We start from the raw sequence: 18,260 nt of genomic DNA, 5'->3' as shown, positions 1-18,260 counted from the left end.
TATGTTCAAAATCGGGGATTACGCTTTTGATAGCAAGAATAACGACCGTGTTCAGATCGTGGATATTACCACGGTCTGGGGCTTTGTGTCCTATAAGGTCTTCAATCCGATCACCGGAGCAGTGTACAAGCTTCCGGCAGATGCACTGACGCAGGAAGCCCATAAGGACCACAGCAACGAGTATTATCTGCGTTATGTCGCCATGCTTGCAAAAATCAAAAGCGAAACCTCCGAAGGCATCCTCTCAAAGCTGTCCAGCGGAATTATCCCCCTTCCTCATCAAATGCACGTTCTGAATAGAGCCGTATCCACAAACAGCGTCAGATACATACTTGCGGATGAGGTCGGACTTGGCAAAACAATCGAAGCAGGGCTTATCATCAAAGAGCTTAAAGCTCGCGGACTGACCAAACGCATACTCGTTGTTTGCCCTACCGGTCTGGTTACGCAGTGGAGCCTCGAAATGCAGGAGAAATTCGATGAGAAGTTCCACGTCATTTTGCCGGAAGACTATGACACAATCCGAAAGATAACAGATAACGATGATGTCTATGGGCAGTTCGATCAGGTGATCTCTCCAATGGATTCGATCAAACCGCTTGAAAAACGTGTCGGCTGGACAGAAGAGCGTATTGAGAAGTATAACGAAGAGCGAATCTATTCCATCATCAACAGCGGGTGGGACTTGATTGTAATTGATGAGGCGCACAGAGTAGCCGGAAGTACCGGTGAAGTTGCAAGATATAAACTGGGCAGCCTTCTTTCTCAGGCAAGTCCATACCTTCTTATGCTTACCGCGACACCGCATAATGGGAAGACGGAGCCGTTTCTTCGCTTAATCAGGCTTGTGGACGAAAAAGCCTTCCCAAACATGAAGGCTGTCGTAAAAGAGCAGGTCGCGCCTTATGTCATACGGACTGAAAAACGGGAAGCCATTGACAATAACGGCAATGTCCTGTTTAAGAACCGCAACACACATATTATCGAACTTCACTGGGATGAACGCCATACGATGCAGCGCAAGCTCTATGAGATGGTGTCGAATTATGTGTCAAAAAACTACAATAAAGCCATGCGCAATCGCGGCAAAAACATGTGGGTGGTATTTCTGCTCATTATGATGCAAAGGCTCGTTACAAGCAGCACTCCGGCTGTTAAGGAGAGCTTGATACGCCGCGTTCATGTGCTTGAGGATCAGGCGTTTCAATTTGAGTCTATGACGGAAGCTGAGTTTGCCGAGATGGAGCTTGAAGAGAGTATGGATGAAGCAATCTCTTCCATCTCTCTGGATATTGCAGATGAAATTGCAAGTCTGAATGAAATCATCGCTGTCGCACAGCAAGCGGAATACCAGTATCTTGACGTGAAAATAGAGCCGTTGCTATCTATCGTTGATGACCTGTTTAACGAAGATAAAGATCGTAAAGTCATTATTTTCACTGAGTTCGTAGGCACACAAAACTATCTCAGCAGACTTCTTACTGAAAGAGGATACTCTACTTCTCTTCTCAACGGCAGTTTGAGCATTGAAGAGAGAAACATCGTTCTCGCCGAATTCAGAGAGACAACCAACATTCTGATCTCAACTGACGCTGGCGGTGAAGGCCTTAACTTGCAGTTTTCCAACTGCGTGATTAACTATGACCTTCCGTGGAATCCAATGAAAATCGAACAACGCATCGGTCGTGTTGATCGTATTGGTCAACAACGCGATGTGGAAGTATATAACTTCATTTTGGCTGACACCGTAGAAAGCCGCGTAAAGGGTGTTCTGGAAGAGAAGCTTGCCGTCATCTTGAAGGAAATCGGTATTGATAAATATGCGGATGTTCTGGACAGTGAGACAGCAGGAGTCAATTTCACAGATGCTTATATGAACTCCATCCGCAGTCCAAAGAGTGTAGAGTATAATATTAAACCCATTGAAGAGGACCTGAAAACGCAGGTCAAAAACACGATGCGAATCAAGGACTTGATTCACGAAGATAAGGACCTGTCCTCTTTCGTTGGTATGGATTCCTCATTTGACATTGAAGCAGCTCTGCGCTCCATGGTAGCCTACTACGAAAGTTCTATGGGCAATCCCCATTTGCCGATTGATAATTACGGCATCAACGATGAGATCATTGTCCGGCATTTGAAAAAGGAAATTGCGCAGGATCCCAATGCCGCCATTCTCAACGTGACCATACAAGATTTCCCCAACGAAAAAGGATATTTCATGCTATGGCATCTATCTGTTGCCGCCGATGGTAGCAGTGGGAAAACCGTGCCGGTCTTTATCAATGAAAGCGGCATTCTTCGCCCGATGGCGGGAAAACGCATTTGGGAAGCAGTGCTTGATGACACGAAATCCATTCAAACCAGTGAAGGTTCTGTTATCGCCCCGGATTTTCTTGAAAAGCTGCTTACGGCTTCACAAGAATACGCATACGATTCTTTCGTTGAAATGAAGTGCGAATACGAGCAAAAGAATGAAGAGAATCACAAGAAATACCGTTATGCGCTCAATCTCAGAATTGATGCTGCTAAACATATAGGAATTGACAACATTAGAACTTACAAGCTACACTCTTTAGCCGTAGAGAGTGCTGAGATGGATGCTGCTTACGAAGCTGGGAAACAAATATGTCCTGACTTCCGGCTGGAAATTCTCGTACACATGGAGTGATACAGATGATTGAAGAACGGATACGAACGCTGCTATCAGTAGAATACGAGAACCGCTTGCTAATTCATGAAATGAATTCTTTTAGCAGTGTCTTTGACTATGCCCAAATGCTGATTGATGCGGGGTACGAAGTAATTCTTTATGATGATATAGAGACTTTCAGGCTGACGTATGAAAACAACCTGAGAGGCACTAAGGCAAAAGCAGCCATCATCTCCCGCAGTCACATGTACATTCCTTATGACATCAAAACAGCATTCTATGAAGTTGAACTGTCTTTGGATGCGCTTTACCCAAAGCTTAATTCTGCTGTACTTCTTGAGCATTTGAATGACATTGAACTGATTGATTATGTATATGACTCTTTATATGAGGAACAAAAAACGGAGGTCCAGACACGACATTTCATAGAGCAAAAAGTTCTTACAAAAGCAGCCATTTCTCCGTTCATTGCCTCACGAGACGCCGATTTACTTAAAGAAGCTAAGAACGCTTCTTCGTATTTTGATTGGATTTGTATTGCGAAGAAGAATGCCAAGCTTGGTGTTTATGCTGCGAGTATTGGAAAAGAACGAAGTCCGCTTACAATAGACAATGAATTTGAGCGTTTTATCTTTGACGGATACCAAAAACTATCTGGCATGGTTGCGAAAAATGCTCCTTCGATTCTTCCAAAAACAATAGACATGATTGCCGGAGGGAAAGCAGCAATCATTGTAGCGGATGGCATGTCTTTGTTCGACTTTGAGATAATGTCGAAATACTTCTCAGATTTCGAGTATGACTACAACTGTTCATTTGCTATGATCCCAACAACGACGAGCATTTCCAGACAGAGCTTATTGAGCGGTAAATATCCGCAACAGTTAAGTGATCCTTTTTCTCTCGCAAAAGAGGAATCCGGCTTCTATAATGCTGCATCAGAACACGGGTACACGAAGCAACAGACGTTTTATGCGCGAGGCTATGATGCGCTGCCCGGTCCCCTTGTCCGTTTTGCCGCAATAATCATAAACGACATTGATGATATGGTTCATGGGCAGATGCAGGGACGCCAAGGCATGTTTAACGATGTAACGTTGCTCGCTAAAACAGGCAAATTGCAAAGCCTTATAAGCTCATTACTGGAAAGTGGATTTTCTGTCTATTTGACCGCTGATCACGGAAATACGCATTGTATGGGCGGAGGGACAATTAAACGCACCGGTGTAGAGACAGAAACCAAATCGAAGCGAATGATTGTATTGAAGGACTTCGCCGAAGTTTCGGATGATCTCAGGGACAGAACGATAGTGTATCCGGGGTATTACATGAACAAATCGTATCAATACCTGATATGCAAAGGCGATACGTCGTTTGATAATAAAGACGAGGATGTTATGACGCACGGCGGCATCTCGATAGAGGAAGTAATCGTGCCATTCATCAAGATTAGGAGTAAACACAATGGCTAAAATGGTAGGGCTGGCTCGTCCAGTAAAAATTGAATGGCTCAATAGAACTGTCGAGCTTCTTCTTGACGGAAAATCTGTCGATGAAATCAAAGCTGATCTCAATGAGTATCTTTCCTTTGAAATTGATAGTCCAACATCTCTTAGAAAGACTCGTGAATCTCTTATCAACACATGGATAGTTGATTCACAGGAATCGGCTGATGTTCGTGCAGCAGCTTTGGAAGCATATAAAACGGGAAAAGCAAGTAAACTTGCTCTTCATTGGTGTATGCTTTCCCTGTCATATCCGATCTTTGCTGACATAGCAACACTAATTGGGAAAATATCTCACATTCAAGATGAATTCACTACTGCATGGGTAAAGGAAAAGCTCTATGAGTCTTGGGGCGAACGAACTACCCTCGATGTGCCGGTAAAGAATATCTTGCGCACATTAGTTGATTTTGGCACTCTCTGCAAAGAAAAAACCGGAGTCTATCGTATTCAGCAGGTTCCAATTCTCGATGAAGACAGCATTAAGATTATTGTAATGACTATTCTGACTCAAAAGCAAAAAGCGTATTACGAAATATCAGAGATTGCATCTACACCGCAAATGTTTCCGTTTATATTTGATGTCACGCATGAATGGATATACAATGCTGGATGCTTCACACTGACGAACTTCGGTGGGAAAGCTGTTTTGATGTCATAAAGGGGCCGTTCCGTATAGAGAGGATGATGAAGACTTGGAGTTAATCCTTATAAATGACATTCTTCATTTTCATGAAGACGATATGGCAAACATTAAAGTAAAATTTAACCAATTCAATGGAAGCACAAATCCTATGGACGAGTATCAGAAAAACCCTGAAATAATCAATTCACAATGGTTGTTTTGGAGGAATAAACAACGATATTTTTATGTCGGACAAATCGCTGTCTGCCTTCTCAAACTCTCTGACGAGATGTGGCTTCTTACGACAATAAAAAGGGTTACCAAAGAATTGGGAATCTATGATGGAATCAATTATGAAGGTGAAGAAATAGAACAGTATCGTCCATACTTTGGACGGCTGATTATCAAATATCACAAGACTACAATGGCACAGGGGCGATACTATTCAGAAGTAAAAGATGAGCTAATCGTCAATCAAGTGCTACCTTCAATATTTGACGGAGAGGATTTCCCCGGATATGATAACGTTAGGCTTTCTTATTCTCAACTGGCTTCAATAATTGGAAATGGGAAAAGAGACTGGGTTGCTGCACTTGAAAATCAAAAGGCTGTCTACTTGATTACTGATAAGGCAACAGGAAAGCTCTATGTCGGCTCTGCTACAAGTAGCTATGGAATGCTTCTCCAAAGATGGAGTTCGTATGTTGCTAATGGTCACGGAGGAAACAAAGAACTTGTTGAGCTTGTAAAAACCAAAGGGTTTGAATATGTAAAGGAAAACTTTCAATACTCAATTCTGGAAAATTATAATGCAAAAGTTGATGACCAGTTTATCCTACAAAGAGAATCTTGGTGGAAGGATACACTACAAAGCAGAAAATGGGGATACAACTGCAATTAGTGAGGCGAGTTCACATGACAATAAATGAATTGCGGCAACTTGAATATTCGGAAATCCAGCGACTTTACTCAGAGTATTTACAAGAGCAAGGATTATCACAAAATACAATACAAACATCCCGTAACGACGCATTCTATCTGTTCAAGAATGATTCATCACTTGACTTCTGGGCGTTATTGTATGATCCTGAGTTTGAATCGATTGCAAAAGAGCATCTAAAAACCACATTGATGGTACGATCTCGTGGGAATATTGATGCTAATCTAAGCGGCTATATGTCACATATCCGACGTCTACGCCGTTTTATTCTGGCTGACGATGGCAATATCATCCATCAAAATGAAAAAATTTCTACACCGATCAAACAGCATCGAACGGATAAAGACATCCCTCGTCCATCAGCTTATGAAGTAAATCTATATCTTGAACTGTGGGACTCCCTTGAAAACTATCGGCTTCAAGAGCTGGCACTGAATAAGCTTTTCTTTGTCTTGTCTCCCGATAACAGCAATATTGAGGATATACTGATCAAGGCCGCAACCCTGAATGATTTTTATAGCACTAATATCTTTTCAATCTACCCGGTTGCAAAGCATATCCTTTCTCTGAGAATTGATGAACGCCTTCGCGCGGGCGATGAATTATTAGTAGATGAAATCAAAGATGTTGAGATTGGTGGCAAGCAAAAGCATTTCTATTCTTTTGCAACAAAGTATTGCAGCCATCATAACACAGAAGCTTATCCTATTTATGATAGCTATGTCGATGATGTGCTGTGCCATTTTCGCAGCAAAGACCGGTTTGATTCCTTTTCAAGCAACGACCTAAAGAATTATGCCCGCTTCAAGGATGTCTTAAATAGGTTCCGTCAGTTCTACGGACTGGACGAATACTCGCTCAAGCAGCTTGATCAATACTTATGGCAACTCGGTAAAAAGCATTTTCCGAAGACTTACGGTAAAAAAGTATAGAAAAGAGCCTCAGCCGATACCCGTTGGGGCACCGGCTGAGGCTCTTTCAGTTTTTGATGGCGATTGATAAGTGCCAACAATGGGTTCTTTTTTGCGCATTCCGACGCTTGTCAATGCGGATGAGAAAGCAAACGGAGCTATCTTGCAAGCCGCCGTGAAGCTCAAGAAATCGCTGAAAAGCGACACTTATCTCAACACTTTTTTGTTTCTCTCTGAACGCTTTGAAAGGAAACTCGGACAGTCAATAAGACCGGCTCGAAAACTCTGCTTACATTCATGGACGCAGCGGCGGCAGAAGTAATTGTACTTCCGCCGCCCGTCCTTATCCAGAAAGAAGCTCCACTCAGCCTTCCACTTTGCGCTTCTGCTCATATTTCGAGATCATTACTCTTGGCTTTTGCCGGAGCATCCTTCTTTATCGGCTTTTCGGATTTGGCTTCTTTGAGCCGATCCATGATAGAAGCCCTTTTCACCGTTTCAGGCTGCTTTTCCTCCTTCGGTCCGTTATTGATGATTCCGTCAATCATCCCATAGTCATCTTCCATCGACATTTCCGCGTTTTTGAGACTGTTTTCCTTCTCCACGGCAGCAACCCATGTTTCCTTGGTAACGCCGAAAATGCCGCCGCGCTTTGCGTGTTCTGCAATCTCTGAGGGATTCATGACGTGTGTTTCCGAGTTGTCCGCATAGAGCTTGAAAACATCGCATCCGGGTTTTTCAAAGGCGGTCGCTGCGGCTTCATCGCGCATGGGAAGCATCCCGCCCCAAGCGTAACCGTATTCCTTCATTTCATCGGTCGTGATCGACGGGTCGGGAGGATTGCTGACAGCAAGCTGATCGAGCCGGAGCTGTTCCAGCGTCTCATCATCAAACCCGTTGTAGATTTCATCCAGAACGAGCTTTCCTTTGGCGTCAACAATGATACTTGCCGCCTCATCCCCGTAAGTATCATGCTCAAGGAGAAAGAACGCTTTATCTTCAACCTTTGCCTCATCAATAACGTGCCATGTACCGATATGTCCGGCAACCGCAAGTCCCTGAGTTGTGGCGTCAAGGAGTCTTTCACGCGTCTGGAAAAAGTCCGGGATCTCCTTGAATCCGTAACTGTCCACGAAATGAGCCGAGTCTTTGCCGTTCTCATGCACAACAATTACATCGCTGACACTGAGGCTGTGACCGCGATAATCCGCAGGATGGTTGAGATTGAAACGAGTGTAAACTCCTTCAAGGTCCTCTCCCTGCTTCATGTCACCGGTATATATCTTATCGTATCTCTCTGCCGTGACCGGCATGTTAAAGCTTCTGAGATAGTCAAAATTCATGAAGGACATCTTCTTGCCAAGCTCATCATCTTTGATCTGGTAGATGTCCAGCGTTCTTTTCTGTTCCGGCTCCGTTTCAGGCACAACGGGAATTACGGCTATCTTACCGTTTATCTGGGCAAACATTTCCGGCTGCTTGAACTGCTCCGCGTATTTCTGCTGAAGCTCCGGCGAGAGAGAGCCGAAATCATCATCGGTCAGCCCCGTTACCATGAAAGTACCGGCGATGATGTCATAAACTTCTCCGTCCTCAGCTCTGAGCGCACGATTGAGCTGCAAGCCGTTCAGCTTTCCTTCCTCGTTACAGACAAGGGCGACCGGATCGTCGTAAGGATAAACCGCCTCGATGTCTCCGCCAACAGCCTTTTGCAGCGAAGCCAAGCAGCTGTCGATCTCCTGAGCATAAGGCTCCTTCATCGGCTCGATAATCAATACAGAGATTTTACCGCTGTTTTCTTTCTCAAAGTCTTCATCAATATTGGGCATTTACTCGCTCCTTTCATCCATGAATTCAGCCGGTGCAAAATCGCACCGGCTGAATTCTTCATCGTTCATCTTCTCAAGCTTGTGTACTACCCGGAAAAGAAGCTGCTGCATCTCATCATCGAGATCGGCAAGCGGAACGCTTTTCATCTCGGAGATCAGTTTCGCCCGGCTTGAAGTGTCAAAGATACAGATCAGGTTTGTCTCTTCCACTGTGAAATTGTTCATAGCTCCATATCCTTTCCTTTGGATTTGTTGACGCTGGGCGTCTTTCGCTGAGCACTTTGCTCCGCTTTGAGCCTGTTTCGTACAGACGGTTTCTCCCGCTTTTTCTCACCATCCGTTTTGCCCGTGATTGCTTTGATTTCGGCTTTGGTGAGCGGAATCGGCGTTTCTTCGACATAGCTGCGGACATAAGCGATGTCTTCCGTAAGCTGTTGAGGATTAACCCCGGCCGCCGCAGCATGAAGCCTGACCTCATCTGCTTTGAAATCAACCGCGTCGATCTGATACGGATGATTGTCGATCCTGATAACCAGTCCGACAGGAATGTAATCAGCGGCTTTCAGATCCTTTTCTATCTCGCCGTTCGTGAAGAGCAAAACATCCTCTCCGGTCTTCCACAGCCGATGCGAGCCGGACAACCAAGCTGATTCCCGAAATCCTGTCACTGCAACACTGCCACCGCCTTCAAGTTCTTTTGAGAGAAGCTTTGTTCCGAGAACCGCCGACGCCTTCTCAGCGTCATCACCGTAAAGCTCATAGTATCCGTGCTGAGCAAAGCAGATAAGCGATGCGGGATGTGCTTCCTTGACGGCGTTATAAGCGTTCTGTTCGGCGAATGTGAGCGGCAGAAGGATTTCCACCCGTTTTGCTTCCTTCATTGCATATCGTTTCTGGCGCTGCTCCGCAAGAACATCATGAAGCTTATCCGGGTCCTGCGGGACAGCGACTTGCTTTACGATATTGCCGTGCTCTTCAACCATATTGGAAACGGCACCCCATCCGATATTGAACGGTGTTCGGGTGATGAAGCCATCCTCGAAGGTTATTTCTTTCTCGCTTACGCGGACCGCTTTCTTAGCCATTTCCGCTGCATGTTCACGAAAATCCAGCTCGTACAGATTGCCGATTGCAGCCTTGCCCTGAATGAAATACGGCTCGACCATGAAAGCGACAAAATGATCGTCCGCCTGCTGAGCGTAGAACTGCCAAGTATTGAAATCACGGGTGTCGCGGATAAACGCTTCCCGTTCGTTGAGACATTGCGTGCCGGACTTCCGGGAAAGCCATAGAAGGCGCTTTTCATCCGGCTCATCGCTTTCCGCTGCTCTCTGGATGATCCGTTTGTCGATCTCAAAATCGTCCTTATAGAAGGCTGTGTTCTCTTCTACGACCTTTCCGAGTGCTTCATACAGGTCAACCCCAGTGTGTTTGTTCATTGCATCACTCCATTTCCAAGCCTTTAGATTTCTGCTTGTCCGGCTTTTGCGGCACAGCTTTTTCCTTTGCCGAAGCCTTGAGCTGATCACGGATGGATGCCTTCTCTACCTTCTTTTCGGGCATGACATATTCAAGGGTCGGATTCAGTTCAAGATAACAGCCTTGTGTTTTCTTCGCGGCAAACCGGCGATGGATGTGAAAAAGCGGCTCTCCGCTCTTGAGAACCGTATCCTTTTCTATCCTGACGTGATTATCCATGAGGATTCTTTGAGACTGCGGAGACGCCTTATACGTCGCAAGTATGCCGTCATTCCGAACAGCTATCAGCTCCTTGAGCCTGTCTGTCACAGCATCCTTGATCTTTCGCTCATCCGGCGTCAGACGATGCTTCTGCGCGGTTTCTTCAACCGGTGAATCTACGGGAGATTTTGCCTCCGCGTTGGTCTTCTCAACAGAAGAGACTTCATCCGCTTCCGGCGAGACAAGTGCCGGATCTTGTTCCGGGGAAACGGCTGTTTTCTCCTTTTCGGTCGCTTCAAGCTCTTTTCGTGTCTGGGTAAGGAACAAGTCTGTCAAGCCCGGATGCGACTTGTCCACGACAAAATAATCGCTGTTTCCGGCACAAATCGGCACAGTTTTTGCCCACTCCTTGTTGTCATTTGAGATGCGTCCGTCCCAATCCTTGTGCTGGACGGTATTTGCAAGGACATACTGGACGCGCTCAGCACCAAATTGTGCAAGGACGCTCTTTGTCCCTTCATCGCTCAGGCTGTTATGCCAGTAATGGTCACTGATTGCCTGTTCAATGGCATCCTTACAGGCGACGTTTGCCTTGTATGAGGAACGATAGGCTTCAAGCTCACTGTTGTTGCGGGCATGTTCCGCAGTCTCCTTGTAGACCGGCACTTCTAAAAGCGATGGGCTTTTGGTCTGCTCCTGATCTTTCAGGATAACTTTCAGCTTCTCATCAAGGCTCTCAATCATCTCGGCGGCTGTCGAACGGATCGTCTCAAGAGAGCCTTTCAACTCCTTTGTTTCCTTGCCGCTGCTCCAACCGGCGACATAGCCGAACGAATAATCAGATGTCTCGATGCCGTAATGCTGGCAAACCGTATAGGCGACGCTTTCAGCCTCGACCTCGCGGGTTCGGCTGTCCTTCATCTTTTCGGGGTCACGCTTTCCATCGGGATCAAGCGCATGAAGCTTTGCGTGAGCGACTTCATGGATAGCGGTCTTGATGGTCTGTATCTCGCTCATGTTCTCCTGAATGGCAATTCGGCGGTCTTCCAGATGATAATAGCCTTTCGCTCCGCCGGGAATGTCTTCAAACGCAATCGGCACAGGTGACTCCTGTTTTAGAGCTTCAAAGAAAGCTGTGTAGTTCTCCACGCTGCCCGTCAGTTCATCAACGGCAATATCAGGAATTTCCTTTCCGTCTGTCTGGCTGACATCGAATACACTTACGACCTTGAACGCCGGTCTCGTGACCTCCACTGTCTCCTTGAGAGCATTTCCGTCCTGATCGGAGATCGGCTTCTGTGTGGACGGGTCGAGCCTGTCGCGCTCTTCCATGACCTTGTACGGCGCGGGAGCGAGTATCTTGATCCCCTTTTCGCCCTTCAAGACGTGCCGGTCGAAGTTGCGCTGCCATGAGGTATATCCGGCAATAAGCGTTGCGTCGGGCTTCTGCATAGCGATGAGCAGCGTATTGTTGAAGGAGTAATTGTAGAACTTGGACATGGTACGGAGATATTCTTTATATTTCTCGCTTTCAAACAGCTCCTTGATGCCCTGTTCCAGTTTGTCCGTTATCTCACGGACCTGCTGGGCATTTTTGTTTTCAGCCAATTTTTACCGTCCCTTCATTTGTCAAATTCAAGCTTGAAGCTGACGTATTTGCCGCCGCTGTCATCCAGCACGACGGTTGCATCAAAGAGCTGGGCTTTCTTCGGAGTGTATAAGCCGGTCATCCGGCAGCGGCCTTTGTCCAAAAGCGCCGCTGCGACTTTCTTTGTCAGCTTCTTTTTCTTGTCACGGAAGAACTTGTTGTCTTCCCACAGGCAAAAAGCGCAATCCCTGTTGGCACAATGGAAGTTGCCTTTGCCTACGACAACCGGACTTCCACAGCGTGGGCATTTTCCGATTTCCTCTTTGCCGCCGCTGAAACGGGATGCGTCTTCGGAAGCAAGGAACGGGTAAGTCTGTACAAGCTTTCCGACCATCTCCGTGATGCCGTCGAGAAACTGTTTGGCGTCAGCCTGACCGTGTTCAATCTCCATCAACGTGTTTTCCCATTCTGCGGTCATCCTTGCGGAAGTGATCTGTTCAGGAAGAATGCAGACAAGGTTGTTGCCGTCCTTCGTGGGAATGAGGCTTTTGCCTTTCCGCTCTATGAAGCCGGTTGACACAAGCTTTTCGATAATTCCGGCTCTTGTCGCCGGTGTGCCCAAGCCCTTCTTTTCCGTGTCTTCGTTGAAATCCTCGTTTCCGGCTGTCTCCATTGCGGCGAGAAGAGTATCCTCCGAATACTGCTTTGGAGGTGAAGTAAAATGCTCCGTCACGGAAGCATCTACGGACGGGATAAAATCTCCTTCCTTGAAATCGGGCAGTACCGCATCGGAATCTTCTTTTTTGCAATCCTTGAGCGAAGCCTTGAAACGCCGCTCGACTGCCTTCCAGCCTTCGGTGAGAACCGTCTTGCCTTTTACCTTGAAATCATGACCTTCACAGGCTATGACAAGCTGGGTATCTTCGTACTCATGCTTGCCGGATACAGCGCATAGCAGCCTCATGCCGACAAGATTCATAATGTTCTGTTCGGTTTGAGGAAGCTCAGAGGCATTCTGCCGGTCAAGCTGGACGGTGGGGATAATGGCATGATGATCGCTGACCTTACTGCTGTTGAGAATTCGCTTGATGTCCGGCGACACATCAATTCCTTGAAAAAGCGGTAGCTTTCGACAAACAATGCCGATCACCTGACGAGCAGTGTTTTCCATATCATCGGTGAGAAACTGGCTGTCTGTTCGCGGATAAGTCAGAAGTTTCTTCTCGTACAGTGATTGAACAAGATCGAGCGTCTGCTGCGCCGTGTAGCCGAAGCTCCGGTTCGATTCTCTTTGCAGCGTGGTCATATCGTAGAGTTTCGGAGGGTTGACTGTCTTTTTTCCCTTCCAGACAGAAGAAACGGAGGCTTGCTTTTTGCTGCAAGCCTCCGCGATTTTCTTTGCCTCGGCGATGTCCTTGGTCTTTTCCAAGTCTGCGGTCACCGCGCCGTTTGAAATGTGTACGTTGAAATACTTTTCCTTCTTGAAGCCGGTGATCCTGCCGTCGCGTTCAACAAGCATAGCAAGCGTAGGCGTTTGGACACGCCCGACCGTGAGCTTCTGATGATAAAGCGTTGAGAAGAGGCGTGTTCCGTTAATACCGACGAGCCAATCCGCTTTTGAACGGCTGAGTGCCGATTCATACAGCCGGTCATACTCAGAGCTGTCTTTCAGATGAGAAAAACCTTCGCTGATAGCGGAGTCCTCAAGCGAACTGATCCAAAGCCTTTTGAACGGCTTTCTGCATCCTGCTTTGTTGTAGACCAGCCGGAAGATCAGTTCTCCTTCGCGTCCTGCATCTGTCGCACAGACAAGCTCTGTTACTCTGTTGTCTCTCATAAGAGAAGAGAGAATATTGAACTGCTTTTCCTTTGCCTTTGGAACTTCAAAAAGCCATTCGTCAGGGACAATCGGAAGATCCTCATACCGCCATTTCGCATACCGGGCATCATAAGAGCTTGCATCCGCAAGCCCCACAAGATGCCCGACACACCAGGAGACGAGATAACCGCAGCCTTCAAGGTAGCCGTCCTTACGCACAGACGCACCCAGCACCTTTGCGATGGACTGCGCCACGCTCGGCTTTTCAGCAATAACTAAAATCAATCCTCGTCATCCCCCTCGGTCTCGGCGGAGTTGTCGGCAGGAGATTCATCGGTTTCTGCATCCTCGTTGATGTACGGCTCATCCTCGTAGCCTTCATCATCGTAGAAGTCCAAGTCTTCATCGTCATGCTTTTTATTCCTGCCAAACTTGAAGTACCAGTAGCCGCCACCGGCAGCAGCAACAACAAGGGCAATAATCAGGACTGTGATGAGGCTGCTTCCGCCGGAAGACTGCTCTGTATCCACAGGTTCCGCGTCGGTCGGGGTATCGGTTGCCGGGGTTTCTGACACCGCTTCTTTACCGGTACACTCACTCATATTAACGGAACAGACAGGACAGGTTGTGTTTACATCCCCGGCTACACATTTATCGGTATAGGTGCAGGAGTACGCGCCGATGTCCTCATCGTCCATCAGATCGGTCAGATCACGCTCATCCACAAGGTTCAGGAAGTACGTCTTATACAGTTCCTCTTCCTCATTTACAAGCTGATCGTAGTCGATGATGATGTAAAAGGTGTTGCCGCTCTTTGTTTCTATGACGATAAACTGCTTGTTTGTGGTCTTGTCATAGAGAAGATCGCGGGTGACAGCATTGCCGTCAGACGTGAAGGATGTCTCTTCCGTGACACTCGGCTCAGCCGCAGACTCCGGGGTAGAATCGGGCGTTGCATCCGTTACAGGCTCTTCCGTAGCCTCCGGCAGCTCTTGCGCGACATCATCAGCACCGGCAAAAGCCGTCACCGAGAAGCAGCAGAGCGTCACCACGCAGATTGCAAGCGTAAACAGGATACGCAGGAAACTTCTTTTACTCGTTTTCATTCAAATCCTCCTTTTCGGACGCATGATAGGTTGCTGCCTTAACAGACTTGTCCTGAGCCGGTTTCATCGTCTTGAGGAAATCAAGGATGCTCTCCTTGTCCATTACCATTGCACGAATGGTATTGACGATCTCAACATTCTCAAGCTCAGTCTTTTTGTCGTACAGCTCACGAAGCTGATCCTGCATCTCCGTGATTTTCTTTTCGGTCTTTTCGATTTCCGATGTGACCTTTTCAAGTTTTGTACTCATATCGAAGTCCTTTCAAAGTTAATAGCGGGGTCTTCCAAAGGCGTAGAAGTGCTGCTGCCAGTAGGAAGTGTTGATGGATGTATACTGGATGGGGTCTCCGCAGTGCAGCATGACTCCATCGCCGACATAGATGCCGACGTGCGAGACGCCCGGCGTGTCATAAGTGCCGACAAAGAATATCAGGTCACCAGGCTGGGCATCCGCAGGCGAAACGGGCGTACAGACATTGTAAAGCCCTTGTGCGCCAAGCCTTCCCGTGTTTACCAAGCCGCTGTTCGTCAGCACCCATGAAACGAAACCGGAGCAGTCAAAGGATGTATCGGGATTGCTGCCGCCCCACACATACGGATAGCCGAGATATTTTTCGGCTTCGGTGATAAGCGTATTGAATGTGGCGTCATCCAGATAAGCGGCGGGAACCTCGTAATCATCAGGCGGGTTTGTAATGTACTTTGAGACATAGGACGAAGACGGGAACAGATCCTCCCGGTTTCCAAGCGTGGACATATACATGGCGTACATGCTCAGTTCATCCTGTCCCATGATATAGACCGGAACATGGCTGAGATTGAAGTTCTCAAGCTCCACATGAAGAATGTAGTAGTTATAGGGGACCTGAACATCGTACTCGTAATATTCGGTCGTTGTTTCGCCTGTATCCGGGTCTGTCACCGTATAGCTGCCGGTCCGTGTTTCAGTTCTGTACCTGACCTGAATTTCTTCCGTCGTTGTGATGATGTACTGCTTGTCAAACAGCATTCCGAGCGTTCCCTGTACATCAGCAAGCTTAAACTCACCGCCGTGAAGAGCAGACAGAATTGAGATCAGCACATAGGGGTCATGCTGAATATCATCCAGATCAAATTGATACTCGTCATAGCCGGGATGCAGAGAAGCATAGTGGTCAAGCTCATACTGCAGGTCTGCCTCCATCGAGCAATATTGCGCCTCTGCGCCGAGCATGGCATCGTCCTCACTCAGATACGACGATGCAATTACACCGCTGCCCATCTGACCGAACATGGCAGAGCAAGCACTGATACCGGCGACGAAGAAGATAACGATAAGAACACCGATGCCGAGCCAGACAAAGACCTTCTTGTTTTTCCTAACAAACTCGCCGATCTTCTCTGATGCCTTTTCGCCGGTTTTCTTTGCCCCGGAGGAAGCGGCTTTTCCGGCAGTCCCCGCAGTCTGAGTACCGGCTTTCCTTGCGGCGGCATATTCCTTCTTGATCTGCTGCTTCTGATAGAATTTACTTCGCCCTGAGCCTTTCAACTCAGGATTCTCCTGAACGGTTTTTTCATAATACACATTGAAATCGGCTTTATCGGCTTTTTCTTCGAGCTTGGACACCTTTTCATAAGGCTTAGTGCTTTTCGATCTCTCATGCCGCGCCGCGCCACGAACTGCCTTTTCAGCGACAATCTCGGATTTATGAGCCGCTTCGACGCCGGTGTTTTCCTGCTCTACCTCATGAAGCTTGCCGTGAACGGCGTCACCGAGGGAATCGCCGAGCTTTTGGACATCCTTCTTTACCTCAAAAGTCAGCTTCCCGGATGTTTTCGGCTGCTTGATTTCATCCTCAAAATGAAGCTTTGTGTGAGATTTTCCGGCTGCGTCGTCAAAAACTCGCTCGGATTTGAACACCTTCTTCGTCGGCAGCTTATCCCTTGCGGCATCAAGCTTTCCGTGGGCGATTTCGGATTTCTTTTCAAGCTTTTCAAGATGCTTGCTGACCGGTTCATCCGGGGAGCGTGTACCGGGGGATGCTCTCTCACCGGCACGGCTCAGGATGGCATCACTGTCAACGTATTTAGCATCGGAGCCTCTTGTAAGCTTCCGTGCCAGAACAGTTTCCGCCACAACATGCTTCGGAACAGGGGCGGGAGAAACAATTTCTGACGAATGCAGCGGGGAGCCGGGAGCACCATGCGGGATCGATTGATCAACGCTGCTGTCCTTTACCTGTTCCTTTGCGTCGGGCTGAGACGGCGGCTCCTGAGCATCCTCCCTGTGCTCCTGCACCTGACGCTTTCTGAGCTGCGCTTTCAGTTCCTCTTCCGAAACAGAAGGTGCGATCTTCTTTACTTCGGAAGGCTGCACCAGCTTTGTTTCCTCAAGGCGTTTACTGATCCGTTCCGTGCTGTTCTCGGTCAGATTTACCTTCACAGCCCCTTCGCGGGTCATCTTGGTTACTACCTTGTCGCGGGGTTTCAGTTCGCCCTTATCCGTGCTCATACGGCGTCACCTTCAATCCTCTCCATAGCCATTTGAGAGAATGCCGGGTTAAGCTCTATCCCGACAAAACTGCGGTCAAGCCTCTTTGCGACAAGTCCGGTCGTTCCGCTGCCCATAAAAGGATCAAGGACCGTGCCTCCAACCGGACATCCGGCGAGAATGCACGTTTCTGCCAGCTTTGGAGGAAAAACCGCGTAGTGACCGCCGGAGAACGGGACGGTGTTGATTACCCATACGTCGCGCCGGTTTCTCAGTGGCGAAATCATGCTGTCTGTGATTGTTCCCGGCTCACGGGGTTTGTTGATGTTCTGTGTCTGCGGCTGACCGGGAATCGCTTTGCCGTATTTGTTGCCGCCTTTCATACCGCGCTTCAACCTGTCATACGTTGCAGGAGCTATCGGCTCTGCGATTGCCATGTGGTCAAAGTAGTATTTGGGGCTTTTTGCAAACAGGAATACATGCTCGTAGCATCTTGCACAGCGGTCTTTGACACTCTCCGGCATGGGGTTTTGCTTCATCCAGATAATATCGTTTCTCAGATACCATCCGGCGTCGCGGAGTGCGAAGGCGAGCATCCACGGGATGCCGATCATATCCTTGGATTTGCAGCCTTCTACTGTCCGATTGATTGCCACAGCCTGTCCGGTTCTCCCATTTGGGTATTTGGGGTCAAGGCTTTCGCCCTGATTGCCTTTCCCGGTGTAGGTATCGGAAATGTTCAGGAACAGCGTACCGTCCTGACGCAAAACGCGCCTGACCTCTGTAAAAACATCAGTCAGACGCGCTACATATTTCTGCGGGGTATCCTCACGCCCGATTTGTCCGTCCATGCCGTAATCCCGCAGCGCATAATACGGAGGGGATGTCACGCAGCACTGGATGCTGTCATCGGGAAAAGTCTTCAAGACTTCAAGGCTGTCACCGGTATAGATTGTATCAAGCTCTATAGGTATCAACTCCTTCTAAAAGTGTATTTTGCCGCGTCTCATTGAAAACTACGCCACAAAAATATATAACATTTCAATGAAACGCTTGTTTTCGACCTGAGGCCGGTGTATAATTCTGATTGAAAAGTAGCACAATAAAGCGAGCAAGTTTTCAATGGAGGCGCTT

Annotated in this window: 14 protein-coding genes; 5 read left to right on the top strand and 9 right to left on the bottom strand. The window is 47.7% G+C overall.

Annotated features, from left to right (window positions below; genetic code table 11):
* The first annotated feature begins 1 nt into the window (after window position 1).
* From ACRQV7_RS01340 to ACRQV7_RS01320, 5 genes are read left to right on the top strand one after another with little or no spacing between them, the layout of a single operon-like run.
* On the top strand, window positions 2-2,671 hold the full coding sequence (locus tag ACRQV7_RS01340; protein WP_444659122.1) for a DEAD/DEAH box helicase: 2,670 nt from the start codon (window positions 2-4) through the stop codon (window positions 2,669-2,671).
* Window positions 2,672-2,676: 5 nt separating this feature from the next.
* Complete coding sequence (locus tag ACRQV7_RS01335; protein WP_444659121.1) at window positions 2,677-4,125, top strand: PglZ domain-containing protein; 1,449 nt, start codon at window positions 2,677-2,679, stop codon at window positions 4,123-4,125.
* Window positions 4,118-4,819 carry a hypothetical protein gene (locus tag ACRQV7_RS01330; protein ID WP_444659120.1) on the top strand — a complete coding sequence of 234 codons (702 nt, stop codon included), beginning with the start codon at window positions 4,118-4,120 and terminating at the stop codon, window positions 4,817-4,819. Before ACRQV7_RS01335 ends, ACRQV7_RS01330 begins: the two co-directional genes overlap by 8 nt.
* Before the next feature lie 34 nt (window positions 4,820-4,853).
* Window positions 4,854-5,684 carry a GIY-YIG nuclease family protein gene (locus ACRQV7_RS01325; RefSeq protein WP_444659119.1) on the top strand — a complete coding sequence of 277 codons (831 nt, stop codon included), beginning with the start codon at window positions 4,854-4,856 and terminating at the stop codon, window positions 5,682-5,684.
* Between the two features lie 14 nt (window positions 5,685-5,698).
* Window positions 5,699-6,655: a hypothetical protein gene (locus ACRQV7_RS01320; protein ID WP_444659118.1), complete on the top strand. Its 957-nt coding sequence runs from the start codon at window positions 5,699-5,701 to the stop codon at window positions 6,653-6,655.
* 368 nt (window positions 6,656-7,023) lie between these two features.
* Here ACRQV7_RS01320 and ACRQV7_RS01315 read toward each other — a convergent pair whose 3' ends face one another.
* The 9 genes from ACRQV7_RS01315 to ACRQV7_RS01275 are packed head-to-tail and all read right to left on the bottom strand — an operon-like array spanning window position 7,024 to window position 18,103.
* Window positions 7,024-8,463, bottom strand: coding sequence for a DUF3846 domain-containing protein (locus tag ACRQV7_RS01315; RefSeq protein ID WP_444659117.1), 1,440 nt, complete (start codon window positions 8,461-8,463; stop codon window positions 7,024-7,026).
* Window positions 8,464-8,688: a transposon-transfer assisting family protein gene (locus ACRQV7_RS01310; protein WP_444659116.1), complete on the bottom strand. Its 225-nt coding sequence runs from the start codon at window positions 8,686-8,688 to the stop codon at window positions 8,464-8,466.
* Window positions 8,685-9,902 (bottom strand): DNA mismatch repair protein MutS, encoded by a 1,218-nt coding sequence (locus tag ACRQV7_RS01305; RefSeq protein ID WP_444659115.1) that lies wholly within the window; start codon window positions 9,900-9,902, stop codon window positions 8,685-8,687. The genes ACRQV7_RS01310 and ACRQV7_RS01305 overlap by 4 nt, the downstream gene beginning before the upstream one ends.
* A gap of 4 nt (window positions 9,903-9,906) precedes the next feature.
* Window positions 9,907-11,751 (bottom strand): DUF3849 domain-containing protein, encoded by a 1,845-nt coding sequence (locus ACRQV7_RS01300; RefSeq protein WP_444659114.1) that lies wholly within the window; start codon window positions 11,749-11,751, stop codon window positions 9,907-9,909.
* A gap of 14 nt (window positions 11,752-11,765) precedes the next feature.
* Window positions 11,766-13,835 (bottom strand): DNA topoisomerase 3, encoded by a 2,070-nt coding sequence (locus ACRQV7_RS01295; RefSeq protein WP_444659113.1) that lies wholly within the window; start codon window positions 13,833-13,835, stop codon window positions 11,766-11,768.
* Window positions 13,832-14,656, bottom strand: coding sequence for a CD1107 family mobile element protein (locus ACRQV7_RS01290; RefSeq protein WP_444659112.1), 825 nt, complete (start codon window positions 14,654-14,656; stop codon window positions 13,832-13,834). The genes ACRQV7_RS01295 and ACRQV7_RS01290 overlap by 4 nt, the downstream gene beginning before the upstream one ends.
* The gene (locus ACRQV7_RS01285) at window positions 14,643-14,906 is read right to left on the bottom strand and encodes a DUF4315 family protein (RefSeq protein ID WP_444659111.1); all 264 of its coding nucleotides are present in this window, start codon (window positions 14,904-14,906) and stop codon (window positions 14,643-14,645) included. Before ACRQV7_RS01285 ends, ACRQV7_RS01290 begins: the two co-directional genes overlap by 14 nt.
* An 18-nt stretch (window positions 14,907-14,924) precedes the next feature.
* The gene (locus ACRQV7_RS01280) at window positions 14,925-17,147 is read right to left on the bottom strand and encodes a CD1108 family mobile element protein (RefSeq protein ID WP_444659110.1); all 2,223 of its coding nucleotides are present in this window, start codon (window positions 17,145-17,147) and stop codon (window positions 14,925-14,927) included.
* Complete coding sequence (locus ACRQV7_RS01275) at window positions 17,144-18,103, bottom strand: DNA-methyltransferase (RefSeq protein ID WP_444659109.1); 960 nt, start codon at window positions 18,101-18,103, stop codon at window positions 17,144-17,146. The genes ACRQV7_RS01280 and ACRQV7_RS01275 overlap by 4 nt, the downstream gene beginning before the upstream one ends.
* Window positions 18,104-18,260 lie beyond the last annotated feature (157 nt).

This window comes from Caproiciproducens lactatisolvens (assembly GCF_052443335.1).
Lineage (GTDB): Bacteria > Bacillota > Clostridia > Oscillospirales > Acutalibacteraceae > Caproiciproducens.
This window is presented reverse-complemented; position numbering and strand designations above follow the sequence as displayed.